This is a genomic window from uncultured Stenotrophomonas sp. (assembly GCF_963519925.1).
In the GTDB taxonomy this organism is placed as follows: Bacteria; Pseudomonadota; Gammaproteobacteria; order Xanthomonadales; family Xanthomonadaceae; genus Stenotrophomonas; species Stenotrophomonas maltophilia_AE.
Genome location: NZ_CAUQPH010000054.1, coordinates 1 through 24,737 on the forward strand (window position 1 = coordinate 1; position 24,737 = coordinate 24,737).

Here is a 24,737-nt window from a genome sequence, read left to right on the forward strand (position 1 = left end):
GCCGCCAACAGCCCGCCACACCACGACGCGGCGAGCCAGCGTGCGGGCCAGGCGGCGCGCAGATCAGGTGGCGACGCCTGCAGCGCTTCACGGATGCGCGCGTGCTGCCGCTGCTGCAGCGGATTGAGCGCGGTTGTATCGGCGAACAGCAGGTCGGCGCTGTCCTGCACGATGGGGTGGGTATCCAGCCGGCGCACCAGCCACTGACGATCCAGCCGCCGCGCGCGCCACGTCGCGGTGCCCGCGACGACAAGCAGGGTGGCCAGCAGCACCACCGACGCGATGTTGATGCCGGCCAGGCGTGCCGCGACCGCGGTGAGCGCCACTGCAGGCGGCACCAGCAGCAGCGCGGTGATCCACCACTGCCTGCGCCGCGCGCGCTGCCATGCCGCGTGCACTCGGTTCATGCCCCCGCTCCGCGTCGCCTTGCGGTGGCCATCCAGCGTTCCAGCGCAAACAGCAGCACGACCAGGACCAGCAGCCAGTTGGCCAGATCCCGGGGTTGCTGCACGGGGGCGCTGGCCCCGGTCAACGGTCGCTGCGACGCCGCCGGTGCCAGCTGCGGCGGCGACAGCGGCTGCAGCTGCTCGAGCAGGCGGCGCGGGAACGATGGGTCGCGCAGCATCGGCAGCGCATCGGGCGACAGCGGCGCAGTGAAGCGCAACACGTGGCCGCGGCCGAGTGCATGCCGCACCAGGGCAGTCTGGCCGCTGGCATCGCGTAGCACTGCCGTGCCATCGCCCTGCGCCACCTTGGTGGAACGGGTCAACACCCGTCCACCGGCCGCGACCCAGTCGTGCCAGATGGGCGGGAGCGGTGCATCGGCCAGCCACACGCCGATCTGCCCTTCTTCGGGTACCGCCCCGGCGGCGAGCGGTGCCGCCAGCGGCCGCCCACTCCATGCGCGCTGCACGGCATCGAGAACGCGCAGTGCCGACGCATCCTGGTCAGCACCGGCCACGCGCAGCTGCGGCGCGCTGACCTGCACGGCCGGGTCAACCGGGGCAGCGACCGGTCGCCATTGCACCGCACGCGACAACCGCGGCCGCTCGCCGTCGAGCCCTGGCATCGGATCGGGAACATAGACCGTCAACGCGGTGCCGGCCGGCAGCGTCTGGTCAAGCTCGCGCAGCAGGCTGGCCAGCGGCTGCGTGGCGTTGGGTGGCGCGTCCTGCAGCGGCGGGAAGCCGGGTGCCAGCCAGTGCCCTTCGCTGCCCGCCGGCAGCGCCGGAACGCTCACCCCCGGCGCCACCACTACCCACGGCGGCGTCTGCACCGGCGCGCCATGCAGCAACGGCCTGGCCAGCAGCAGCGCCAGCGCGGCCAGCAGCAATAGCCGCACCAGCAGCAGCGGCCACTCATCGAAACGGACCCGCTGGCGGGGGCGCGCCTTGGCGCGCAGCCAGCGCAGCGCCGCGAACTCCAGCGGTGCGTAGTGATGACGGCGGGCCAGGTGGATCAGCAACGGCACCAGCAGCGACGCCAGCGCCAGCAGGCCCAGCGGGAACAGCAGCGACAGGCTCATCGCGCGTCCCCGGCCAGCATCCGCAGCGGTGCATCCAGTGGCTGGTCGGTATGGGTCACCACATGGGCCACGCCGCCGCGCTGCAGCCGGGCCTGCAGCACGCGCTGCGCCTCGGCGAAACGAGCCAGGTAGTCATCGCGGATGGCGCGGCCATCGCCCAGCAGTTCCTCGCCGGTTTCCGGGTCACGGAAACGGTGGCCGTCCTGGAACGGAAAATCGCGCTCGTCGGCGGTCAGGACCTGCAGCTGCACCACGTCACGGCGGGCAGCGGCCAGCCGTTCCAGCAATACCGTGCCGGCTTCGTCGAAGCCATCGCCGAGCGCCAGCAGCATGTCGTTGGCCTGCACCCGCTCCCAGACCGGGCGCAGCGCCTCCGCCGCCGGCCACGCACCGCTGGCGCGCAAGCGGTGCAGCAGCAGGTGGATGCGGTCGCGCTGGCGCGCGCCGCTGCCGGCGGGAACCAGCTGCACGCCTTCGCCGGTGATGGCTACCAGGCCGAAGCGGTCGCCCTGCTGCAAGGCCAATTCCACGATACAGGCCGCGGTGGCGCAGATATGGTCCAGCCGCGAACGCCCTGGTTGTGCAAGGTCGTGCTGGCGCGCGGACGCCGTTGCATCGACCAGCGTCCAGATCGTCACCGGGCTTTCGCGTTCGGATTCGCGCACGAAGAAGCGGTCCGACCGCGCGTACAGCTTCCAGTCGATCTGGCGCAGCTCGTCGCCTGGCTCGTAGGCACGGTACTGCGCGAACTCCAGCCCGGCGCCGCGGCTGCGGCTGGCATGCTGGCCGATGCCCTGCGCACCGATCGCACGCCGTGGCAACAGCCGCAGCGCCTTCAGGCGGCTGCGGACATCGGCAGGAATGGCGATCGGGGCGTTCGGGCTCACGGCGGGCTCAGGCGGGGAAGGGCACGGCCTGCAGCAGTGCGGCGATCACATCGTCGGCGCCCTTCTGCTCGGCTTCGGCGGCGAACGAGAGCAGCAGGCGATGGCGCATCACCGGCGCGATCAGCGCCTGCACGTCCTCGCGGGTGGCGGCGAAGCGACCCTGCAGCAGCGCGCGCGCCTTGGCGGCCAGCACCAGCGACTGTCCGGCGCGGGGACCGGCGCCCCACTTGATCCAGTGGTTGACTGCATCCGGCGCACCGGCACCCGGACGGCTGGCGCGGACCAGGCGGGTGATCCAGGTCAGTACGTCATCGCTGACATGCACCTGGCGCACGGCTGCCTGCAGCGCCAGCACATCGTCGGCGTGCATCACCTTCGGCACCGCGCCGGCATTGCTGCCGGTGGTCTGTACCAGGATGTCGCGCTCTTCCTGTTCGGTGGGGTAATCCACCCGCACGTGCAGCAGGAACCGGTCCAGCTGCGCCTCGGGCAGCGGGTAGGTGCCGGCCTGTTCGATCGGGTTCTGGGTGGCCAGCACGAAGAACGGCGCCGGCAGCGGGTAAGTGGTACCGGCGTAGCTGACGGTACGCTCCTGCATGGCTTCCAGCAGCGCGGCCTGGGTCTTGGGCGGCGTACGGTTGAGCTCGTCCGCCAGCAGCAGGTGGGTGAAGATCGGGCCCTGCTGGAAGCGGAAATGGCGGTGGCCGGTGCCGTGGTCTTCCTCGAGCAGTTCGGTGCCCAGGATGTCGCTCGGCATCAGGTCGGGCGTGAACTGCACGCGCCGGAACTGCAGCTCCAGCGCATGCCCCAGCGAACGCACCAGCAGGGTCTTGCCCAGGCCCGGCGCGCCTTCCAGCAGCACATGGCCGCCGGCCAGCAGGCCGATCAGCAGCTGCTCCACCACCGCATGCTGGCCGACCACCGCCGTGCCCAGCGCATCGCGCAGGGGCTGAAGCTTGGAAAGAAGGGCGTCAATGGGGCTGTCGTTTTGCATGGCACGCTCGCAGGAAGAGGGCGTAGAGCCACGCCCTGCGTGGCTGCACGGAAAAACAAAGAGAATCAGTTATTCAACGCATACATCACGATGTTCACCCCGAACCGGGTGTTGTCCTCGGCCAGGAAGCGCTTGTTGCGCCAGTCGTAATCCCACTCGCAACCGTAATCCTTGTTGCTGTAAAGCACGCCCAGCCGACCATCGACCTCGATCCCCTTCAGATAATCGTGCACGAGGTCATCGCCCCAGCCGTTGAGCTCGAAGCCGGTGGCCGGTGGCCCGTCCGGGAACTTGAAAAAGCTTCGATACAGCGCATGCGTGTTGGGCAGCTTCTTCAGCGCGGCCGGCCCGAACAGCCTGGCCATCTGCGCTTCGAACGACTTGGCGAACAGCCCGTCGATGTCGTGGTTGCAGTCATCCACGAACACGAAACCGCCGTTGCGCACGTAGCGCACGAAGTTCTGCCGCTCGGCGGCGTTGAACTCCACCAGCTTGTGCCCGGCCAGGTAACAGAACGGTGCTTCCAGCATGCGTGGATCAGACAGCGCCACCACATGTTCGGTCGGATCGACCCGCAGCGTGGTGTAATCGATCAGCGAGGTGATCAGGTTGGACGGCATGCGCGCGTCCACGTCCCAGTCGCCCGAGTCGTACTTGAGGCGGGTGAACCAGAAGTCGTAACGCCCGGCCTGCGCGCGGGCGAACGAGGGCAGGGCCGCCAGGGCGGCGCCGCCGAGCATCAGCCGCAGGAACTGCGCGCGGTTCATCGCCGCGCGCGGGCCCCACAGCGTCCGCGGATACCACCTTCCATCAGACCGCGTCGGACAGCGAAGTGAAGGTGAAATCGCGCAGCTTCATCGGCGGGATCATCATCACGAAGCTGGATTCGTCACCGGCCACGCGCACCGGCTTGCCCAGTTCTTCGATGTTGTTGAGCATGATCACCGGCGACTCGTTGAAGCGGAAGTTCTTCACCGGGTACTTGATCTGGCCGTTTTCGATGTAGAACGTGCCGTCGCGGGTCAGGCCGGTGAGCAGCACGGTCTGCGGGTCGACCATGCGGATGTACCAGGTGCGGGTGACCAGGATGCCCTTCTGGGTGCCGCGCACGAGATCGGCCGTGCTCTTGTCACCACCGCTCATCAGCAGGTTGCCCGGGCTGGCGTTGGCGGTCTTGCCCTGCTTCTGCGCCCAGAAGCGCGAATAGTCCAGGTTGGCGACCTTGCCGTTCTCGATGATGGCCAGCTTGTTGCGCGGCAGGCCCTGCTGGTCCCACGGCAGCACCGGCGCCTCCGGGTGCCACGGGTCGGCGTACATGTTCACGCGCGGGTCGTAGACCTGCTCGCCCAGCTTGTTGCCGCCCCCCTTCTTGGACAGGAAGCTGCGGCCTTCATCGGCCGAGCGCGCGTCGAAGAAGTTCATCATGAAGCTGATCAGGCCGGCGGCGGCGGCCGGTTCCAGGATCACCGTGTACTTGCCCGGTTCCAAGGCCTTGGCTTCGGACGACTCGGTCGCTTTGCGCATCGCGATGCGCACGTCCTGGTCGGCCTTGAAGGCGGCGGCGTCCTTGAGGTTGCGGCCGACCCAGCCCGAACCACGGCCGTCTTCGGTGCGCACGGTGCAGGTGTAATCGAAGTTGGTGGTGCGCTGGTAGCCGAAGTTGCCCTTGCTGTTGGCCGTGGCGGAGAAGCCCTGGCCGTCCTCGAGGAAGCCGGCGGCGATCAGGCCGTTGCCACGGCACGGCGCGATCGAATCGGCGGCGACCTTGGCGCGGAACGCCGGATCGATGGCGGCGGTGGATTCGCTGAAGGTCGGGCTGGCGGTGTAGGTCTGCTTGCCGATGGCCGGCATGAACTCCGGGTTCTCCGGGGCCAGACGGGCCAGGTCTTCGGCGCGGCGGACCACGCGTTCCAGCGCGGCATCGTCGAATTCGTTGATCGACGCGGTGCCGGTGCGCTTGCCGAAGGACACGGTGACGGCCAGTTCGGTGTTGTCCACGATGCCGCTGGTGGACACGTTGTTGAGCGCGAAACGGATGTTGCCGTTGATCGAGCCGGCCAGCACGGCGGTGGTCTCATCGGCCTTGGACAGCGCGATGACCTTGTCGAGGATGGCCTTGGCCTGCGCTTCGGTGAAGATACTCATGGAATAAGGGCTCCTGACCGGTCAGCCGAGGCTGCGCGCGGTGTTGATGACGTTGATGCCGTTGAAGCGCGCGGTGGACGAACCGTGCGAGACCGCCGAGACCTGGCCCGGCTGGCCCTTGCCGTCGAAGAACGAGCCGCCGAGGCGGTAGTCGCGTTCGTCGGCCACGGCGCTGCAGGCGTTCCAGAACTCCGGGGTACGGATCTGGTACGCCACGTCCTCGAGCATGCGGGTGATCTGGCCGTTCTTGATTTCGTAGAACAGCTGGCCGCCGAACTGCGCGTTGTAACGCTGCTGGTCGATCGAGAACGAACCGTCGCCGATGATGTAGATGCCGTTCTCGACGTCCTTGATCAGGTCGGACACGCTCAGCGGGGTCTTGCCCGGTGCCATCGACACATTGGCCATGCGCTGGAACTGCACGCTGGACCAGGAATCGGCATAGCAGCAGCCGTCCGACTCGGTCTTGCCCAGGATGTGGGCCTGGTCGCGGATGGTCTGGTAATCCACCAGCTTGCCCTTGCTGATCAGGTCCCAGCGCTTGGTCTTGACGCCTTCATCGTCGTACGCCACCGCGCCGAGGCTGCCCGGCTGGGTCTTGTCGGCGAAGATGTCGACCAGGTCGCTGCCGTACTGGAAGCGCTGCTCGCGCTTGTCCAGGGTAGCGAAGCTGGTGCCGGCGTAGTTGGCTTCGTAGCCGAGCACGCGGTCCAGTTCCAGCGGATGGCCGACCGATTCGTGGATGGTCAGCCAGGTGTGCGACGGGTCCAGCACCAGGTCGTACTTGCCCGGCTTCACCGACGGCGCCTTCAGCTTTTCCTGCGCCTGCTTGGCCGCCGCGATGGCGTCTTCCTTCATGTCATAGGAAGACCCGTAGTTGACTACGCCGTTGGGGGTGAGCACCTTGCCCGCCGCAGCGCCGTCCAGGTACTCGTAGCCCATGCCCATCGGCGCGGACAGGCCTTCGCGGGTGCGGAACTTGCCGCTGGCCTTGTCGATGGCGGTGACCGTCATCGGCGCCCAGATGCGGTGCACGTCCTGGTCGATGTAGGAACCATCGGTGGAGGCGAAGTACTTCTGTTCGTTGACCAGGAACAGCATGGAGTTGACGAAGCTGGCACCGGCGCCCATGGCGGCGGCATTGACGTCCAGCAGCAGATCGACCTTTTCCTTGATCGGCACTTCCATCGCGTTTTTGCGGATCGGCGTCTTCCAGCTCACCTCGCCCACGCCGGGCGCCGCGGCCAGCTGCACCTTGGCGGTCTGCACGCCGGCATTGGCCTTGGCGATGGCCACCGCCTGCTGGGCAGCGCGCGCCACGTCGGTCGGGTTGAGCTGGTTGGTGGCGGCAAAGCCCCAGGCGCCATTGACGATCACGCGGATGCCCACGCCGGTGGACTCGGTGTTCACCACGTTCTGCACCTTGTCTTCGCGGGTGATCACGAACTGGCGCAGGTAACGGCCGATGCGCACATCGGAGTAAGTGGCGCCACCCTGGCGGGCCGCGGCAAGGGCGGCGTCGGCCAGGCGCTTCTTCAGCGCCGGATCCAGCGTGGTCTGCAGCTGCTCGGCGGCGATCGCCTTGCCGAAGAACGACGGCGCGATCAGGCCGCCAGCAGTAAGCCCGGTCAGGGCAAGGAAGTCACGTCTTTGCAAGGCAGCTCTCCACGTCGGTGTGGGGGTGGCAGGAACAAGGCGGGATCAGCGGTACGGCAACAGCGGTGGATCGATTCTTGCGGGCGCGGCGGTCCAACGGTAGTGACGTTTGGCACGGTGGCCGGGCCTTTCAGCCCAGGCTGCGTGCGGTGTTGATGATGTTGATGCCGTCGAAGCGGGTGGTGGACGAGCCGTGCGACACCGCCGACACCTGGCCGGGCTGGCCCTTGCCGTCGAAGAACGAGCCGCCGAAGCGGAAATCGCGTTCATCGCAGATCGCGCTGCAGGCGTTCCAGAATTCCGGGGTACGGATCTGGTAGGCCGCGTCTTCGACCATGCCGGCGATCTGCCCGTCCTTGATCTGGTAGTAGAGCTGGCCGCCAAACTGCGCGTTGAAGCGCTGCTGGTCGATGGAGTACGAGCCGCGGCCGTGGATGTAGATGCCGTTCTCCACGTCCTTGATCATGTCGGCCACGCTCAGCGGGGTCTTGCCCGGCGCCAGCGACACGTTGGCCATACGCTGGAACTGCACGCTGGACCAGGAATCGGCGTAGCTGCAGCCGTGCGATTCGGTTTCGCCCAGCAGGTGCACTTCATCGCGGGTGGCCTGGTAGTTGACCAGGATGCCGTCCTTGACCAGGTCCCAGCGCTTGGTCTTGACCCCTTCGTCGTCGTAGCCCACCGCGCCCAGGCTGCCCGGTGCGGTCTTGTCGGCGAAGAAGTTGACCCGCTCGCTGCCCCAGCGGTAGCCGGCGTCGCGCTTGTCCAGGGTGGCGAAGCTGGTGCCGGCGTAGTTGGCCTCGTAGCCGAGCACGCGGTCCAGCTCCAGCGGGTGGCCCACGTTCTCGTGGATGGTCAGGAACAGGTTGGACGGGTCCAGCACCAGGTCGTACTTGCCGGGCTTGACCGACGGCGCCTTGAGCTTTTCGCGGGCGTGGCGCGCGGCGGCGATGGCGTCCTCCACGGGATCATACGAGTCACGGTAGGCGGTGATCCCGCCGGGCAGCTGGATCTTGCCGCTGGCCTCGCCATCCAGGAATTCGTAGCCCATGCCCATCGGCGAGGACAGCCCGGCGCGGGTGCGGAACTTGCCGGTGCTCTTGTCGATGGCGGTGGCGGTGAACGGCAGCCAGATCCGGTGCACATCCTGGTCGATGAACGAGCCGTCGCTGGAGGCGAAGTATTTCTGCTCGTTGACCAGGAACAGGGTGGAGTTGATGAAGTCGGCGCCGGCATTGGTCGCCGCCGCATTCAGGCTCAGCAGCAGGTCGACCTTGTCCTTGATCGGCACCGCCATGGCGTTCTTGCGGATCGGCGTCTTCCAGCTCACATCGCCCACCCCCTTGACCGGCGCCAGCTGGACCGGACGGGTCTGGATGCCGGCATTGGCGCGGGCGATGGCCGCAGCCTGCTCCACGGCAGCCAGGATCGCGGCCGGGGTCTGCTGGTGCGTGGCGGCAAAGCCCCAGGCGCCGTTGACGATGACCCGAATGCCGATGCCCGAGGACTCGCTGTTGGTGACATTCTGCACCCGCGCTTCCCGGGTGATCACCGCCTGGTTGAGGTAGCGGCCGATGCGCACGTCGCAGTAACTGGCCCCGGCACGCTTGGCGGCAGCCAGTGCGGCCTCGGCCAGTGCCTTGTTGCGGACCGCGTTGGCCGGCTCGAGCAGCTGCTCGGCGGCGATCAGGCGGGCGTGCGGCACCATCAGGCCCGCCAGGCCCATGCCAGACAGCGTCAAAAACTCACGGCGTTGCACAGCGTTCGATTCCCCGGGAACGATCAGCCTTCGACTGTCGTTTGCGACCCGGTGCTGGCACAAGTGACTGCGGTCATGGTTCGATGTGCGCTGATCCGACATTTCCAGACGTCATGAGCCAACAACGCTGGTCCGAGGCCTGCGAGCGCAACCGCCACCCGATCCTGGCCGTGCTGCGCCTACATCTGCAGAGCCGCCACCGCGTGCTGGAGATAGGCAGTGGCACCGGCCAGCATGCCGAATACTTCGCCGCCCAGCTGCCGCACCTGCTGTGGCAGGCCAGCGACCATCCGGACTACCTGCCGGGCATCGCCGAGCGCCTGGCCGCGGCGGGGCTGCCCAATGCACCCGCGCCGTGGCCGCTGCAGGCGGTGCTTGCGCCAGTGCCTGGCCTGGCCCCACTGCCGGAGACCCCGCTGGGCTTCGATGCGGTGTTCAGCGCCAACACCCTGCACATCATGAGCTGGCCGCACGTGCAGGCATTCTTCGCCGGGCTGCCGGCGGTGATGGCCGACGATGCCCTGCTGTGCGTATATGGCCCATTCAATTACAACGGCAACTACAGCAGCGAAAGCAACCGGGAATTTGATGGTTGGCTGAAGGCGCGGGACCCGGCGTCGGGCATCCGGGATGCGGAGGCGGTGGATGCGCTGGCCGCAGCGCAGGGCTTGCGGCTGGTTGACGATGTGGCGATGCCGGCCAACAACCGGCTGCGTGTCTGGCGGCGGTGACCGGCAGGTCGGGTCGCCGCGGACACGCGTGGCGTGTCCCTACGCCAGTTACCGCGCGAATCCACCAAGCGCAGGCTCCTGGGCCTGCTGCGGGACGGCGTGCTGCAACTGGAACGCCTGCTGCTGCTCGATCTCAATGGCGGCGGCGTCCAGTTTCTGGTCCGACACCGCTACCGGCGTCTGCTTGGCCAGTTCGATGTCAAACGGCACCCGCTGCTGGTCATGCGGTCCGCTGCCGTGCTGGACAAGAAAGGCGTAGCCCTTCGATCCAAACACAACGTCATCGACGCGGGAGATCTCGCTCCCTTGCAGCGGTCCGGTGATGCTGCCGGGGTACAACGCCTGGCGCGTTTCCCGGTTGTCCATCGTGCAGGCCAGCGCCGAGCGGCATAACTGCTCCCGTTCCCGCCCGTCCGCGAAGCTGACCTGCCCCCTGTCCTCGGCGGTCTGAACGCCTTCCCGGATGCGGGTCAGCGTTGGGTTCTGCGCGTGACCGGGGTCGTCTGGCGTCGTCCGGTGCTCGCGCTGCGTGGCCAGCTCCACCAGGGCCTGAAGCTGCGCCTGTTCCGCGGGATCGGGCTGGATGGAACGGTGCTCGAACCGCGCCGCCAGCGCCTGGTCGATCGGCTCGGAATCGTTGCACGGATCGACGACCTTGCAGTTGGCCAGTGCCTCGCGCAGATTGCGCTCGCCATCGCGGTCGATCTTCAACCCGTACAGCGCGGTCGCGCCGCCGGCCTGGTACAGCGTCATCGTGTCCAGGTCCATCGGCACGGCGCGCTTCTCGAACAGCGGCTGGTCTCGCAACGTGTTCAGATAGTCGATGGCAGCGTTGCCGGTCAGGATCTCCAGGCCTGCATCGCGGTTCCCCCCGCCCACGTTGGAATGGCCACCGGGCGCGGCGACGTTGATAGCGCGCCCATCCGGCGTCATCCCGGGATCGTTGATGGCCTGGTGCGGAAACAGCTCGCGCTGCTCATGGGCGGCCATGATCGCCACGCGCGAGATCACGCTCGGTGGCAGGCGGGCGTCGAAGTTGGCGGGCATGTTGGTCGCCACCGGGTCCAGCAGCAGGGTGGCCTGTGCGGTCTGGCCTGGCAGCACCAGCGGTGGCAATCGGCTGATGACGCTGATGTTGCCGTTCTTGTCATGGCCAAACCCGAGGCCTTCTTCAGGAACGATGCCGTACTCATCGATCAACCGGAGCAGACCAGCCGTCTGTACCGCGCCACGGCTGTAGCCAATGCCAACAACGCGGATTTCGGCATCAGGATTGGTAGCCTTCCAAGTACTCACCTGCTCGGCGAGCTCGCGGTACGAGCGTGTTATGCCATCCTCCCAAGTACTTGCAAGCATGCCGTCAAGAGCACGGCTCACTGCGTTTTGTTGAGTGCCGATGCCCGCAGCATAATGCGTACCGATCCGACTCTGTGGATCCTTCGAGAGTTCGAATGCTTGGTCATACAACTCCCCCACAGTCGTGCTCGGACCCAGCTTGGGATTCCTGACATCCTGACCCGTTCCATCCAAGAAGGCGAAGAACACATACTCGTTCGCATTGTCGTCTCGTTGAAGCATCGGCACCGACAGCTGCTGCATCTGCTGCCGCAAATCTAGTTCCATCCGAAGGTCATCTGCGCTAGCGGGCCGAACGCCCGCGCTGGAGCCAGCCTTGCCCATGGCAATTCTCCTTTTGCTCAATAGGTATACGTTCTCACCAGCACAAGATCACGGCGCGAGGTGCTGTAGCGATTCCCAGGATCCTGAAGATGCTTCGTTGGAATCGACGCCTTCATGTACAAGCTAATGGTGCGGTCATTGACCTCCAGAAGGATGGAAGGAACACTTTCGTTCTTTCCATCTGGAAGGTCAGCGGCCTCTTCACGTGGAACGAAGTGGCGAACCAGTTCGTCTTTGAAGATGGCCCCGATATCAATCTCGGCTTCGTGCAAAGTTCCGTCCTTCGACCTCCAGGTAACCTTTGCTGGGGCAACAAAGTTGGGAATAGCACCGTAGCTCCCGTTCCATCCCTTGAGGTAATCGTCGCCGTAGGAAGCTGAAGACTTAGTGGGCTTGTCGCGGCCAAAGGCGAATCCGGCGTAAACAACTTGGCACTCGAGCGTGTCATAACAGCGCGGCTCGAAGCTATGCTTGTCAAACCGCAGCGGCCATTCCACCGGCTTGTAGTTCATCTTCGCCGAGATGGCAGGATCACCTTCGGGTACCAATTCACCGCTGGTCAGTACTGGCGTCTCAGGATAGGTATAGCGGACTGACGACACCGGCACGTTCTCCTGCATCTGTGTGTCCGTGGGCGTGGCCGCCCCGGGCGTGGCGCAGGCGGCCAGCGCCAGGCTGGCGACGGCGGCAACCTGCATCGGAATATTCGGCATCGCACTTTCCTCATCATCGCGGCCAGCGGGCATCGGTGCGTCTGGCAACAGCGGAAGCGGCCTGCGTTTGCGCAGGATCGCTAAACCACCCGGTGGCAGTGCCCCGAGTTCTTCTTTCGTCTGTGTGTTGATGATTGCCACGTCGCGGAGCAGCTGGGCGTCGTGTAAGGCGTCCTGAAGCTTCAGGACCCGGTGCCCGCGCAGTTTCCTGTCGTCGTCCATCGCCCGCCTCCGATCATCCCTGTCGTCGCCCGATCATAGACGAGCCTGCGGCCGCCGGTGTTACTGGCTGACGCATTCGACCTCGATCGGCTGGCATTGCCGGTCGATGGGCCTCTGCGCGTGGCGGGCCGGGCGATCAGGCTTCCGTGGAAAATTTGGCCAGGCAGCGCTGGCAGCTGGAGGCGATCTCCTGGACCAGCGTTTCCAGAACGGGGTGTTGGATGGCCACGTCTTCCAACTGCAGGCGCTGCTCCTCGGCCACGCGGGGAAGTTCGAGCGCCATGCTGGCCAGCATCTCCATCGCAACGGCCGGGGCCAGGCGCATGGCGGTGGCGGTAGCCTGCCAATCGCGCAGCGTGATGTCCCACCAGCGATAGTGGCTGCCGACTTTCATGGCGAGCTTTATCTTCCGCTTCTGCAGCTGCGGGTAGGGGAGTGCGCTGGAGATGTCGTAAAGCGGCGCCAGGCGCACCTGTTCGCTATCCAGAAGCAGCGAGTAGTTCTTGGCGTGTGCATCGGTACCGCCAATCAGATAGTTGAACACCAAGGCCCGGAACAGCATCGCCACGTCTTCTTTCGGATGGCTGGCGTGCTGCCACAGGACATCTGCAAGGTCAGCGGCGCCCGGTCCGCCCTGGTTCTGGTACTTGATCTGCGGCATGACGCCAAGCGCCTGGCAGAAGTCCTCCTGGTGGATGCGGATCCATCCGTCAGCGGTAAGCTTGCGGTCATAGCGTTCCACGCAGATGGCGGATTCTCCGTCCATCTCGATCTTCTCGGAGAACGCTGCCGGCATGCCCATCGCGCGGGCAAGGCGCAGGCAGAACATCTCGTTCTCGACGAAGCCGTTGTAGTCACTGCCGGGTGGCTTGAGGATGTGCGTTGTGGGAATACGTCCGCTGGGCACCGCCCAGCCGTCCGCCGTTTTCAGCAATGCAATCTTGGCCTGCGCGCCGGCGAGACTGAACTGGCCAATGTCGCCAAGCCAGCGACCACTGCCGACGTCGCGCCGCACCTGCGAAAGGCGCGCGGCGACCTGCGCATCGCTCAAGGGTTCGATGCCGTCGGCCTCGCCTGCGATGACCGCTTCAACGCGCTCGGATGCGACGAACTGGACAGCGCCTGCGCAGTCTTCGCCCACGTGTGCAAGCAGGGAAACCGGATTGCGTGGTGATACGTGGAAACGAGACGCCCAGCCTTGGAGCGTGTTGTCGTTGTCGGGCAGCAGTCCCCACGCCACCGCCGCTACGGTGCCAGGCGCGTGGGTGGCTGCGGTGAGCGGCAGGCACAGCGACAGCGGGAAAGCGCCGTCCGCGCCCTGCCATTCTGGGGTGTACGTGAAATGCGGGTTGCCGTGCGCATCCTGACGCAACGTACCCATGGGTACACCTTGCATCAGAACGTGAAGGCTCATTTGGGTTTCAGATGCCTGCTGGCGTACGACTGCGGCGTTTCATGCACGCGCAGTGGTTCCACCGTGCTCGTGTGGCCGGTGGCAGCGCGTGCACGTTCCAGGATCTGGGCATACGACAGCGGCAGGCGATGCGGCTCTTTCTGTTGTTGTGATGCCGCAGGAACCGCGCGGTGGCGGTCAAGGATGTCGTCCAGCCCCGCTGCCGGGATGGCAATGCGGGCGGCCTCCGTCTGCGGATCTGCGGCTGCCAGCCTCAGGCCGAGCACGTTCATTACCCGCAACACCAGCTGCAGCTCTGCACGCGGCTTGCCCTTCTCGATATCCACGACCCATTGGCGGCTGACGCCGGATTCGGCGGCCAGGCGTGCTTGGTCCCATCCCAGTGCCTTGCGACGCTGACGGATGATATTGCCGACATCTTCCGGGGTCTTGAAAATAGCCATGTCGAAAATGTAAGCGAGCGAACACATCATTGCAAGTGTATGCGAACGCTTACATATGAATCGGGGCAGGCCATTTCATTGATAGCCCCCATCGTCATGCAGTCGATCGCTTACATTCAGCGAAAAGTAACCGAACGGCGACACCGGATGGATGTCGGCGTTCGGTGACTCGAAAATCAATGTATGGGCGGCATGAGGCAACCCATGGCTTGCCTTCCGCATACGCCATGCATGCGTTGCCTTTCCTACCGTCCGGCCACGCATGGCGTGTCCTTACGCCACCTGCACGATATGCAGCGCCTTCGGGTTGCGCCACTGCGCCAGCAGCACCGCTTCACGTGCCTTGGCCTTGTGCAGGTGCGCTTCCTTTACATGCCCATAGCCGCGGATGTGCTCGGGGATGCTGGCAATCTCCACCGCCAGCGCCACGCGGTCGTCGCTCAGCCCTTCCAGCAGCAACGCCACGGTCTGCTCGTAATCGGCGATCAGCTGGCGCTCGCCCCGGCGCTCCTCGGTACGCCCGAAGATGTCGAACGTGCCACCGCGCAGGAACTTCAACTTCGCCAGCAGGCCGAACGCCCTGAGCATCCACGGCCCGTATTCCTGCTTGATCAGCCGGCCCTGTTCGTCCTTCTTCGCAAACAGCGGCGGGGCGAGGTGGAAGCGCACTTCGAAGTCGCCCTCGAACTGCTGCTGCAGCCGGCGCTGGAATTCGCCGCTGGTGTACAGGCGCGCCACTTCGTACTCGTCCTTGTAGGCCATCAGCTTGAAGTAATAGCGCGCCACGGTCTCGGTCAGCGCGGTGCTGCCGGCCTTGTCCCATTCCACCCCGCGCACGCGGTCGACCAGCGCGCGGTAGCGCGCGGCATACGCTGCATCCTGATAGTCGGTGAGGAAGCGCACGCGGCGCTCCACCAGCTCGTCCAGCGAACGCGACAGGCGTTCGTCGTCCAGCGGCAGGAACGCCACCTCGCCACCGCCGCCATGCCCGGGCAGGCCACGCAGTTCGCGCTCGTCGCCGGTCTCGCGCGGCGCGGCGGTGGCGCCCCATTCGTTGCCCTCCCACTCGCCCGGCGGCAGGTCGTGCAGCGGGCCCGGGGTGCGCTCGGCATCGGTATGGCCGTTGCGGACCAGGCCGGCGGCCTGCTGCACCGCCTGCGGGTCCACCGCGGCCAGACGGCCCCAGGCGAACGCCTGCTGGTTCATCTGCACCGCCGCGCCGTTGAGCTCTACCGCGCGCATCAGCGCCTCGAACGAGATCGGCACCAGGCCCTGCTGCCAGGCATAGCCCAGGATGAACAGGTTGGACGCGATCGCATCGCCGAGCAGCGCGGTCGCCAGCTGGGTGGCGTCCAGCAGCAGCGGCTCGCGCCCGCCCAGCGCCACGCGGATGCCGGCGATGATGTCGGCGGCGGGGAACTGCATGTCCGGGCGCGTGGTGAAGGTGCCCGGCATGGCTTCATAGGTATTGAGCACCACCTGCGAGCGCTCGGCGCGGACCTTCGACAGCGCCCAGTAGTCGTTGACCACCACCATGTCGCAGCCGAGCACCAGGTCGGCTTCGCCGGCAGCGATGCGCACCGCGTGGATGTCTTCCGGCGTGCGTGCGATGCGGATATGGGTGGTGACCGCGCCGCCCTTCTGGGCCAGGCCGGTCTGGTCGAGCACGCTGGCACCCTTGCCTTCCAGGTGTCCGGCCATGCCCAGCAGTGCACCGATGGTCACCACGCCGGTGCCACCGACGCCGGTGATCAGGATGTTCCAGGGCTGCTCCAGCGCGGTGCGGAAGGTCGGCGCCGGCAGGTTCTGCAGCAGGTCGCTGCGGTCGCTGCGCGCGCCCTTGCGCGGCTTGCCGCCGTGCACGGTGACGAAGCTGGGGCAGAAGCCGGTGGTGCACGAATAGTCCTTGTTGCAATTGGACTGGTCGATGTCCCGCTTGCGCCCGAACTCGGTTTCCTTCGGCAGTACCGACACGCAGAAGCTCTTCTGCCCGCAGTCGCCACACCCCTCGCAGACCAGCGAATTGACCACCACGCGCTTGGGCGGGTCGACCAGCTTGCCGCGCTTGCGGCGGCGGCGCTTCTCGGTGGCGCAGGTCTGTTCGTAGATCAGGATGCTGGTGCCCTTCACCTCGCGCAGCTGCTTCTGCACCGCATCCAGCTCGGCGCGGTCGTGGAATTCCACGCCTTCGGGGAACAGCTCGCGCTTGTTCCACTTGCCGATCTCGTCGCTCACCAGCACGATCGTCTGCACGCCCTCGGCGCGCATCTGGTGGGCGATCTGCGGCACGGTCAGGGTGCCGTCCACCGGCTGGCCGCCGGTCATCGCCACCGCGTCGTTGTAGAGGATCTTGTAGGTGATGTTGACCCCGGCGGCGATCGCCTGGCGGATCGCCAGCGAACCGCTGTGGAAATAGGTGCCGTCGCCCAGGTTCTGGAACACGTGCTCGGTATCGGTGAACGCGGCCTGCCCGGCCCAGGTCACGCCTTCGCCGCCCATGTGGGTGAAGGTGTCGGTGCTGCGGTCCATCCAGGTGACCATGTAATGGCAGCCGATGCCGCCCAGCGCACGCGAGCCTTCCGGCACCCGGGTGGAGGTGTTGTGCGGGCAGCCGGAGCAGTAATGCGGCACGCGCGGGAAGCTGGCGCGCGGCAGCGCAAGCTCGGCTTCCTTGGCGTCCATCCAGCGCAGGCGCTGTTCGATCGATTCGTTGCTGAAGAACTTCTGGATGCGGCGTCCGATCACCCCGGCGATGGTGGCCGGGGTGAGTTCGTTGGTGGACGGCAGGATCCACTGGCCCGCTTCGTCGTACTTGCCGACGATGGACGGGCGCTGGCCCCAGCTGGACGGCCAGTTGAAGAACTGCTCCTTCATCTGGCGCTCGATGAAGGCGCGCTTCTCCTCCACCACCACGATGTCTTCCAGGCCCTGCGCGAAACGCGCGATGCCTTCCGGTTCCAGCGGCCAGGTCATGCCGACCTTGTACACGCGGATGCCGATGTCGGCGCAGGCGCGTTCGTCCAGGCCCAGGTACTCCAGCGCCTGCAGCACGTCCAGGTAGCTCTTGCCGGTGGTGACGATGCCCAGCCGCGCACGCGGCGAATCCATCACCACCCGGTCGATGCCGTTGGCGCGCGCGAACGCCTGCGCGGCCTTGACCGCATAGCGGTGCAGGCGCATTTCCTGGTCCAGCGGCGGGTCGGGCCAGCGGATGTTGAGGCCGCCGGCAGGCATCTCGAAGTCCTCGGGCAGCACGATGCGGCGCGCGAACGGATCCACCTGCACCGATGCGGACGACTCCACCGTCTCGGCGATGGTCTTGAAGCCGATCCAGCGCCCGGTATAGCGGCTCATCGCCCAGCCGAGCAGGCCCATGTCCAGGATGTCCTGCACGCCGGCCGGGTTCAGCACCGGCATCATCGCGCTGACGAACTCATCCTCGCTGCCGTGCGGCAGGGTCGAACTGCGGCAGGCGTGGTCGTCGGCCGCCAGCGCCAGTACCCCGCCGTGCACCGAGGTGCCGGCGGCGTTGGCATGCTTGAACACATCGCCGCAGCGGTCCACGCCCGGGCCCTTGCCGTACCACATGCCGTACACGCCCTGGACCTTAGCGCCCGGGAACAGGTTGGTCTGCTGCGTGCCCCAGACCATGGTCGCGCCCAGGTCTTCATTGAGGCCAGGGGTGAACTTGACCCGGGCCGCCTCCAGGTGCGTGCGTGCCCGCCACAGCTCCAGGTCGAAACCGCCGAGCGGGCTGCCGCGGTACCCGCTGATGAAGCCGGCGGTGTCCAGCCCGGCAGCCTGGTCGCGCAGCTGCTGCATCAGCGGCAGGCGCACCAGCGCCTGCACCCCGCTCAGGTAAATGCGGCCATCGGTACGGGTGTACTTGTGGTCCAGCGTGTAGCTGTCGTCCAGCGGCGGGGCCGGCAGGTTGGCGGACGAAGGCGAGGTGAGTTCGGCGGTACTGGTCATGGCTGGCCCGTGCTGACGGCTGGCAGGGCCGCTGCGAAGGGCGGCCGGAAGGGGTGGGATTGTAACAGTCGGGCAATTTCCACCCTTCAGGACTCGCATCCAGGGCCGTGCTGGGGTTAGGATCGGGACGGGAGGTTGTGTGACAACCTGGGGGAGTTTTTATGGCAGTGGGAAGAAACAGGCTGACCGGCATGGTGCTGGCGGCGGGGATGACGGTGTTCGGGGTGTCGGCGCAATCGCTGCCGACGTTGCAGGAGTTCTATTTCGACGACGACGTGGCGGCGGTCGCGCCGGTGGTCGTGTCTGCCGACAGCGCGGACCTGGTCGACCAGCTGATGAAGCAGCGCGAACGCGGCCGCAAGGCGCTCGACGCTACCGTGCAGCTGGCCAGCGTGGCCTACGCGCAGGGGCGTCCGGAGCTGGGCCGCGAGTTGTATGCCGATGCTGAAAAGAACACATCGCTTACTACGACGGCGGGGCGCATGGTGCGCTGGAACCATGGCTGGGACCTGTTCCGCCAGGGCGATGCCGAAGCGGCGCTGGCCCAGTGGCACAGCGCCCAGCAGGGCCTGCGTGGCAATGCGTCCTGGGTGCCGCCGACCTATGCGTTGGCGTTGTGGACGCTCGGTCGCAAGGACGAGGCGGTGAAGTGGTATGCCGCAGCCGTGCGCACCGAACCGCAGCGCTGGAGCACCAGCACGGCGTACGCGCAGCTGCTGCCGACCTGGCGCGACAGCGAGCGCGCCAGCCTGGCCGAAGTACAGCAGGCGTGGGCGGCGCAACCCCCGGCCTGGCCGTGATGCGTTGAGTGCCCGCGTCGGCTTCGACCATGGTCGAGGCCGGTGCCGCGCCGGGTTCGGCTAGGCTGCTGCGATGGCCTTCGATGCATTCGCCCTGATCCTCACCATGCTCGGCCTGGGCATGCTGTTCTCGCGCCTGCGCGCGTTGCCCGACAGCAGTGCCGAAGTGCTCAACCGCGTGGTGCTGCTGGTGTGCCTGCCGGCGGCCGTGCTGACCTACGTGCCACGCCTGCAGCTGGACACCAGCCTGGTCGGGCTGATGCTCACGCCCTGGCTGTTGATGGTCGCCACCCTGGTGCTGGTGGGGCTGGCCACGCGCGTGTTCGGCTTCGCCCGCGACGTGCATGCAGTCCTGCTGATCTGCGTGGCGCTGGCCAATTCCAGTTTCATCGGCTACCCGATGGTGCGCGCGCTGCTCGGCGACCACGCGTTGCCGTACGCGGTGGTGTACGACCAGTTCGGCACCTTCGTGCTGTTGTCCACGTTCGGGCTGTACGTGATCGCGCGCTACAGCGGCGACACGCCACCCAGCGCACCCCAGGTCCTGAAACGCATCGCCGGGTTTCCGCCGCTGTGGGCGCTGCTGTTCGCGCTGACGCTGATGCCGGTGCAGCCGCCGGCGTGGATCGGCGCCGGCCTGAAGCAGCTGGCCGACGCGATGCTGCCGCTGGTGATGCTGGCGGTGGGGTTGTCGATCCGCCTGCGGCTGTCGCGTGACGAGCTCACGCCGCTGGGCGTCGGCCTGCTGCTCAAGCTGGTGGTGATGCCGGCGCTGGCGCTGCCGATCGCGTGGGCGTTCGGGCTGCAGGGGCAGATGCTGCAGGTCAACGTGCTGGAATCGGCGATGCCGAGCATGATCACCGCCGCCGCGCTGGCGATCTCGCACCGGTTGGCTCCGCGGCTGGCGGCGGCGATGGTGGGGTACGGCATCCTGCTGTCGCTGGCGACGCTGCCGGCGTGGGTATGGGTGCTGGATCGCATCGCGAGTTCCTGACCGGTCCTGCCCGGTCGCGCGTCATTCGTCCGCGCTTACCGTACGGCCCCGCGCCCACTCGCGCAGCGCGGTCACCTGCTCGGACATCAGCACCGACAACGGTCGACTGCCGCGGATCTCGGCCATCAGCAGGTCGGTGTCCAGCGTGCGCTGCTCGGCATGCGCCGCGTACAGCCCGGCCACCACCGCCTGTTCGATCTCCGCGCCCGAGAAACCCTCGCTGGCCGCAGCCAGCGCGGACAGCGCGAAGTCGTCAGCGTTGAGCTGGCGCCGGCCCAGGTGCAGGCGCAGCAGTTCCACCCGGGTATTGGGGTCGGGCAGGTCAACGAAGAAGATTTCGTCGAAGCGACCCTTGCGCAGCAGCTCGGCCGGCAGCTCATGCACCTGGTTGGCGGTGGCCACGATGAACACCATGCCTTTGCGCTCGGCCAGCCAGGTCAGCAGGTGCCCCAGCACCCGCCGCGACACCCCGCCGTCCTCGCCCCCGCTGGCCAGGCCTTTCTCGATTTCGTCGATCCACAGCACGCACGGCGCCAGCTGCTCGGCCGACGCCAGCGCGTCGCGCAGGTTCTTCTCGGTTTCCCCGTGGAACTTGTCGTACAGGCTGCCGAAGTCCAGGCGCAGCAGCGGCACCCCGAAGCCGGCGGCAGTGGCCTTGGCCAGCATCGACTTGCCGCAGCCCTGCACGCCCAGCACCAGCATGCCCTTGGGCGGGTCCAGCCCGGCCGGGCCCTGGCCGCCCAGGAACACCGCGCGGCGCTGGTTGACCCAGCGCTTGAGCCGGTTGGCCCCGGCCACGTCCGAGAAACGGGTGGTGTCGTATTCGTAATGCAGGTGCCCGGCACGGTTGAGCAGCTCGAACTTCAGCCTGGCCAGCTGCGGCAGGTCGTCCTGGCTGATCGCGCCGTCGGCGAACACCAGCTGGCGGGCGATCCGGCGCGCATCGACCAGGCTCAGGCCACGCAGGTTGTGCAGGATCTGCCTGACCGCGTCGTTGTCCACTTCCACGCGGCGGCCGCCGTTCTCACGCGCATAGTCCGCCACTTCCTCGCGCAGCATCTTCAGCAGGGCGTTGGGGTCGGGCAGGCGCGGGTTGAAGCGGGTGGCCAGGGCCTCCAGCTCGGCCGGCAACTCCACCTTGGCGCCCACCAGCACCAGCACGTGGGCCTCGCAGTGGCGGCGCTGGATCAGGTCGCGCAGCGCACGCTGGTGGCTGGCATACCCCAGGTAGGGGTGGAAATCGAGCAGCAGGTAGATACCGCGCTGGTCGGCCTGGCGGATCATCTGCAGCGCGGAACTGGCGTCGGGTGGGCCCACCGCGTCATCCTCGCGGTCCATGTCGATCCGGCGCAGGCCCTCGGTGATCGACCAGCGGTGCAGGGCCCGCCACACGTGCATCAGGGTCTGCCGGAACAGGTCCACGATGCGACCCTCATCCTGGGTCTCGATCACGATCAGCGGGGTGTTGGCGCGGATCAACGCGCTCAGGTCCTGTAACTCGCTCATGCCGGCATGCATTCCTTTGGATCGCGCACGATAGCAAAGCACCGGGCGGTGCAGGGGTTCAGCCGCGCGACTATCTCCATCACAACCGGCGGTGTACGCTCGGGACTCGTTCCCCGGAAGCGAGGCTGGCATGAAGACGATCCTGGTAGCCGGTTCCAAGGGTGGGGTGGGCAAATCCACCATTGCCACCCACCTGGCGGCGCAGGCCGCCCTGGCCGGCAAACGGACCGTGTTGGCCGACGCCGACCCGCAGGGCTCCAGCACCCGCTGGGCCGAACGTCGCGCCGGGCTGGAAAGCGCGGTACTGCCCATCGACGCCAGCGGCGGGAACCCGCTGAAGAAGGTGCCCGACGACACCGAGGTGCTGATCATCGATGCCCCGGCCGGGGCCCGCGCGGGTGAGCTCGAGGGCTTCCTGGACGTCGCCGACGCGGTGGTGGTGCCGGTGCTGCCGTCGGCGCTGGACATCGAAGCCATCGTCGGCTTCCTCAACAGCCTGTCCAAGGTGCCGAGGGTGCACAAGCGCAAGCTGCCGGTTGGGCTGGTGCTCAACCGCACCAAACCGTGGACCCAGACCTCACGCCAGGCCGAGCAGATGCTCGAGGAATGGCCCTACCCGGTGGTGGCGCGGCTGCGCGACACCCAGGGGTACGTGGTCATGACCGGCCTGGGCCGAAGCCTGTTCGATTACCGCTCCGCGCAGGTGCGCGAGCACCAGAGTGACTGGGAGCCACTGCTGCAGTGGTTGAAGAAAGCCTGAGCCAGAAGAGAACCCCATGCGAGAACTGATCCTGTTGCGCCACGCCCATGCCGAACCGGCCAGTACCGGTCAGGCCGACCTCGACCGCCCGCTGTCACCCATCGGGCTGGCCGAAGCCGAACGCGCCGGCAAGTGGTTGAAAGAAAACAATCTGCTGCCCGACTGCGTGGTGAGTTCGCCGTCGCGACGTACCCGCGAAACGCTGGAAGCGGTACTGGGCATCACCGGCTACGTGGAACAGAAACTGGAAGACCGGGTCTACGAGGCCACCCCGGGAACGCTGGCCGAGCTGGTCGACGCCCATCGCGACGTGGACCGGCTCATGCTGGTCGGGCACAACCCCGGGCTGGAACAGCTGGTGGCGTTGATGGCCGACGGCAGGACCGGGGACTACCGCGGCATGGCCCCGGGCGGGGTCGCTGTACTGCAATTCCCGAAGGAACGCAGCATCGAACCGGGCGTAGCCGAGCTGACCGCATTCTGGTGGCCGTAAGCCGTGAAAGCAGTACGCATCCTGCTGGGCTGTCTGCTCGGGCTGGCGGCGGGCCCGGCCTTTGCCGAACCGCCGATGTCCAGTGCTCCCACCCATCCGCTGGCCGCGGCCGCCCAGCCGCCCCAGCAGGTGCTGCACGTGGATGCGGCACGGTCCCACTTCGGCTTCGAGATCCGCACCCGCCTGGGCCAGCGGATCGAGGGCGTGTTCCCGCGTTTTGAAGGCCGGGTCGATGTCCTGCAGGACGGCCGCCACCAGGTCCATCTGCGCATGTTCAGCCGCTACGTGGAGATTCCCGGCAAGGACCGCTATACCGCCTGGATGCGTGGCGAGGAGTTCTTCGACGCCAACCGCTACCCGGTGGTCGAGTTCGACTCCAAGCCCTACTGGCCCGACCCGGTCCACCAGGGCGGCGTGATCGAGGGCCAGCTGATCCTGCGCGGGGTGTCCCACCCGGAAGTCCTGAGGGTGGAACCGGCGGCCTGCCCCCGGGCCGGGTATGATTGCGACGTAGTCAGCCGCGGTACCGTGCAGCGTGGCCGGTATGGAATGGACAGCTGGCAGCTAGCCCTGAGTGATCGAGTGACCTTCGTATTGCGTGCCCGCCTCCTCGAGGCGCCGAAACCGTGAACCCCCTGCTGCGGCTGTTGCTGCTGGCAACGCTGTTGCTTGGCAGCGGCTGTGCGTCGCTGTCGAACGCGCAGCGCGACCGGGCGGCCGGCATTGCCCAGCAGGCGCGCTCGCAGCTGGTGGATTGCGACAAACCGGACCGCTGCGCCCTGGATTCACCGCTGCGCGCGCTGGGCGGACAGGCCTTCAGCGAATCCGCCCAGGGGGCCCCGCGGCACTACGCCACCATCCTGGACGAGGGCGAAACCACCCTGGTGGCGCGGCTGAACCTGATCCGCAGCGCCACCCGCAGCATCGACCTGCAGACTTACATCTTCGACAAGGACGACAGCGCCCGGCTGGTGCTGGACGAGCTGCTGGCCGCGGCCCGGCGCGGGGTCAAGGTGCGTGTGCTGATCGACCAGCTCTCGGCGATCTCCGACCTGGAAATCCTGGGCGCGCTGGCCAGCAGCCACCAGAATTTCGAGTTGCGGGTCTACAACCCGACCTTCGGCAAGGCCAAGCTGAACTACGCCGACTACGCCGGCAGCGTGCTGTGCTGCTTCCGCCGCTTCAACCAGCGCATGCACAACAAGCTGCTGGTGATCGACGACGCGCTCGGCGTGGTCGGCGGACGCAATTACCAGGACGACTATTACGACTGGGACAGCGAATACAACTTCCGCGACCGCGACGTGGTGGTGGCCGGCCCGGTGGCACGGGGCATGGCCGCCAACTTCGAAGCTTTCTGGAAGGCCCCGCGCAGCGTGCCGGCCGAGCGCCTGAACGACGTCGGGCGGACCCTGCTCAAGCAGGGCGCACCGACCATGCCGCCGGCCGTGTACCGCCGCCCCGAGCGGGTCGAGCAGGTGCTGGACGAGGCCGTGGACCCGGCCTACATCCAGCGCATGTTCGTCGACACCGCCTTCCGGGTAGGCCCGGTGCGTTACGTGGCCGACCTGCCGCGCAAGCACCGCCGCGAAACGGCAAGCCAGCCGGCGGCCGGCCAGCACGTCACCGAACCGCAACTGGATTCGCTGATCGCCGGCGCGCAGACCGAAGTGCTGCTGCAGACGCCGTACCTGGTGCTGTCCAAGCCGGCGCGCAAGCTGTTCGAGGCATTGCGCAAACGCGAACAGCCGCCGCGCGTGGTGGTGTCCACCAACAGCCTGGCCGCGACCGACAACCCGATCGTCTACGCGCTGTCCTACAAGTACAAGCGCCGCAACATGCGCGAGCTGGGCTTCAACATCTACGAATACAAGCCGTTCCCGCTGGATGCGCCGGTGGACTACCGCAACCTGGTGCCGGCGCCGCTGGGCACCCCGCCGAGCAGCAGCGACCGCGGCAGCGGCCTGCTGGGCGGCAGCGCGGCGGGCAGCAACGCACGAAGCAGTGGCGGCCGGGGCAGCAATCGGCGCAACGCCGACAACC

The 24,737-nt window shown here is 67.0% G+C and carries 20 protein-coding genes and 1 pseudogene; 7 read left to right on the plus strand and 14 right to left on the minus strand.

The genetic code is table 11. The annotated features are described in order from the left end of the window. The 8 genes and pseudogenes from RWO33_RS11310 to RWO33_RS11345 all read right to left on the minus strand — a co-directional run. Window positions 1-407 (minus strand): annotated as a pseudogene (locus tag RWO33_RS11310) (hypothetical protein); the annotation flags it as partial. Next, the gene (locus RWO33_RS11315) at window positions 404-1,519 is read right to left on the minus strand and encodes a BatA domain-containing protein (RefSeq protein ID WP_314104922.1); all 1,116 of its coding nucleotides are present in this window, start codon (window positions 1,517-1,519) and stop codon (window positions 404-406) included. The gene RWO33_RS11315 and the pseudogene RWO33_RS11310, both read right to left, overlap by 4 nt. A 2-nt stretch (window positions 1,520-1,521) precedes the next feature. After that, window positions 1,522-2,412: a DUF58 domain-containing protein gene (locus RWO33_RS11320; RefSeq protein WP_314104906.1), complete on the minus strand. Its 891-nt coding sequence runs from the start codon at window positions 2,410-2,412 to the stop codon at window positions 1,522-1,524. Window positions 2,413-2,419: 7 nt separating this feature from the next. Beyond that, window positions 2,420-3,406: a MoxR family ATPase gene (locus RWO33_RS11325; RefSeq protein WP_314104907.1), complete on the minus strand. Its 987-nt coding sequence runs from the start codon at window positions 3,404-3,406 to the stop codon at window positions 2,420-2,422. A gap of 65 nt (window positions 3,407-3,471) precedes the next feature. After that, window positions 3,472-4,173 carry a DUF4159 domain-containing protein gene (locus tag RWO33_RS11330; protein WP_314104908.1) on the minus strand — a complete coding sequence of 234 codons (702 nt, stop codon included), beginning with the start codon at window positions 4,171-4,173 and terminating at the stop codon, window positions 3,472-3,474. Window positions 4,174-4,216: 43 nt separating this feature from the next. Then, the gene (locus RWO33_RS11335; protein ID WP_145480660.1) at window positions 4,217-5,551 is read right to left on the minus strand and encodes a TldD/PmbA family protein; all 1,335 of its coding nucleotides are present in this window, start codon (window positions 5,549-5,551) and stop codon (window positions 4,217-4,219) included. A 21-nt stretch (window positions 5,552-5,572) separates the two neighbouring features. Beyond that, window positions 5,573-7,207: a TldD/PmbA family protein gene (locus tag RWO33_RS11340; RefSeq protein ID WP_314104909.1), complete on the minus strand. Its 1,635-nt coding sequence runs from the start codon at window positions 7,205-7,207 to the stop codon at window positions 5,573-5,575. Between the two features lie 130 nt (window positions 7,208-7,337). After that, window positions 7,338-8,966, minus strand: coding sequence for a TldD/PmbA family protein (locus tag RWO33_RS11345; RefSeq protein WP_314104910.1), 1,629 nt, complete (start codon window positions 8,964-8,966; stop codon window positions 7,338-7,340). A gap of 113 nt (window positions 8,967-9,079) precedes the next feature. Here RWO33_RS11345 and RWO33_RS11350 point away from each other — a divergent pair, with 113 nt between their 5' ends. Then, on the plus strand, window positions 9,080-9,697 hold the full coding sequence (locus tag RWO33_RS11350; RefSeq protein WP_314104911.1) for a DUF938 domain-containing protein: 618 nt from the start codon (window positions 9,080-9,082) through the stop codon (window positions 9,695-9,697). Window positions 9,698-9,745: 48 nt separating this feature from the next. Here the strand turns inward: RWO33_RS11350 and RWO33_RS11355 are convergent, their stop codons facing one another. From RWO33_RS11355 to RWO33_RS11375, 5 genes are all read right to left on the minus strand, one after another. Continuing rightward, on the minus strand, window positions 9,746-11,377 hold the full coding sequence (locus RWO33_RS11355) for a DUF2235 domain-containing protein (protein WP_314104912.1): 1,632 nt from the start codon (window positions 11,375-11,377) through the stop codon (window positions 9,746-9,748). A 17-nt stretch (window positions 11,378-11,394) separates the two neighbouring features. Further along, window positions 11,395-12,312, minus strand: coding sequence for a hypothetical protein (locus tag RWO33_RS11360; RefSeq protein ID WP_314104913.1), 918 nt, complete (start codon window positions 12,310-12,312; stop codon window positions 11,395-11,397). Window positions 12,313-12,448: 136 nt separating this feature from the next. Continuing rightward, window positions 12,449-13,726 (minus strand): type II toxin-antitoxin system HipA family toxin, encoded by a 1,278-nt coding sequence (locus tag RWO33_RS11365; RefSeq protein ID WP_314104914.1) that lies wholly within the window; start codon window positions 13,724-13,726, stop codon window positions 12,449-12,451. Then, complete coding sequence (locus tag RWO33_RS11370; RefSeq protein WP_314104915.1) at window positions 13,723-14,199, minus strand: helix-turn-helix transcriptional regulator; 477 nt, start codon at window positions 14,197-14,199, stop codon at window positions 13,723-13,725. The genes RWO33_RS11365 and RWO33_RS11370 overlap by 4 nt, the downstream gene beginning before the upstream one ends. Before the next feature lie 243 nt (window positions 14,200-14,442). After that, window positions 14,443-18,141, minus strand: coding sequence for an indolepyruvate ferredoxin oxidoreductase family protein (locus RWO33_RS11375; protein ID WP_314104916.1), 3,699 nt, complete (start codon window positions 18,139-18,141; stop codon window positions 14,443-14,445). A 161-nt stretch (window positions 18,142-18,302) separates the two neighbouring features. Between RWO33_RS11375 and RWO33_RS11380 the strand changes: the two genes are divergently transcribed. Continuing rightward, entirely contained in the window at window positions 18,303-18,941 is a 639-nt protein-coding gene (locus tag RWO33_RS11380) for a tetratricopeptide repeat protein (RefSeq protein WP_145480674.1), read from the plus strand. Between the two features lie 73 nt (window positions 18,942-19,014). Next, window positions 19,015-19,935 (plus strand): AEC family transporter, encoded by a 921-nt coding sequence (locus RWO33_RS11385; RefSeq protein ID WP_314104917.1) that lies wholly within the window; start codon window positions 19,015-19,017, stop codon window positions 19,933-19,935. A gap of 21 nt (window positions 19,936-19,956) precedes the next feature. Here RWO33_RS11385 and RWO33_RS11390 read toward each other — a convergent pair whose 3' ends face one another. Next, on the minus strand, window positions 19,957-21,441 hold the full coding sequence (locus tag RWO33_RS11390; RefSeq protein WP_314104918.1) for an AAA family ATPase: 1,485 nt from the start codon (window positions 21,439-21,441) through the stop codon (window positions 19,957-19,959). Window positions 21,442-21,571: 130 nt separating this feature from the next. On the opposite strand from RWO33_RS11390, the gene RWO33_RS11395 reads away from it, so the two are divergent. The 4 genes from RWO33_RS11395 to RWO33_RS11410 all read left to right on the plus strand — a co-directional run. Beyond that, window positions 21,572-22,201 carry a ParA family protein gene (locus RWO33_RS11395; RefSeq protein WP_314104919.1) on the plus strand — a complete coding sequence of 210 codons (630 nt, stop codon included), beginning with the start codon at window positions 21,572-21,574 and terminating at the stop codon, window positions 22,199-22,201. Between the two features lie 16 nt (window positions 22,202-22,217). Continuing rightward, window positions 22,218-22,694: a histidine phosphatase family protein gene (locus tag RWO33_RS11400; RefSeq protein WP_314104920.1), complete on the plus strand. Its 477-nt coding sequence runs from the start codon at window positions 22,218-22,220 to the stop codon at window positions 22,692-22,694. A 75-nt stretch (window positions 22,695-22,769) separates the two neighbouring features. Next, entirely contained in the window at window positions 22,770-23,324 is a 555-nt protein-coding gene (locus tag RWO33_RS11405) for a YceI family protein (protein ID WP_314104923.1), read from the plus strand. Next, window positions 23,321-24,737, plus strand: a 1,417-nt coding sequence (locus RWO33_RS11410) for a phospholipase D family protein (RefSeq protein ID WP_314104921.1), incomplete at its 3' end; no start/stop codon positions are given. The genes RWO33_RS11405 and RWO33_RS11410, both read left to right, overlap by 4 nt.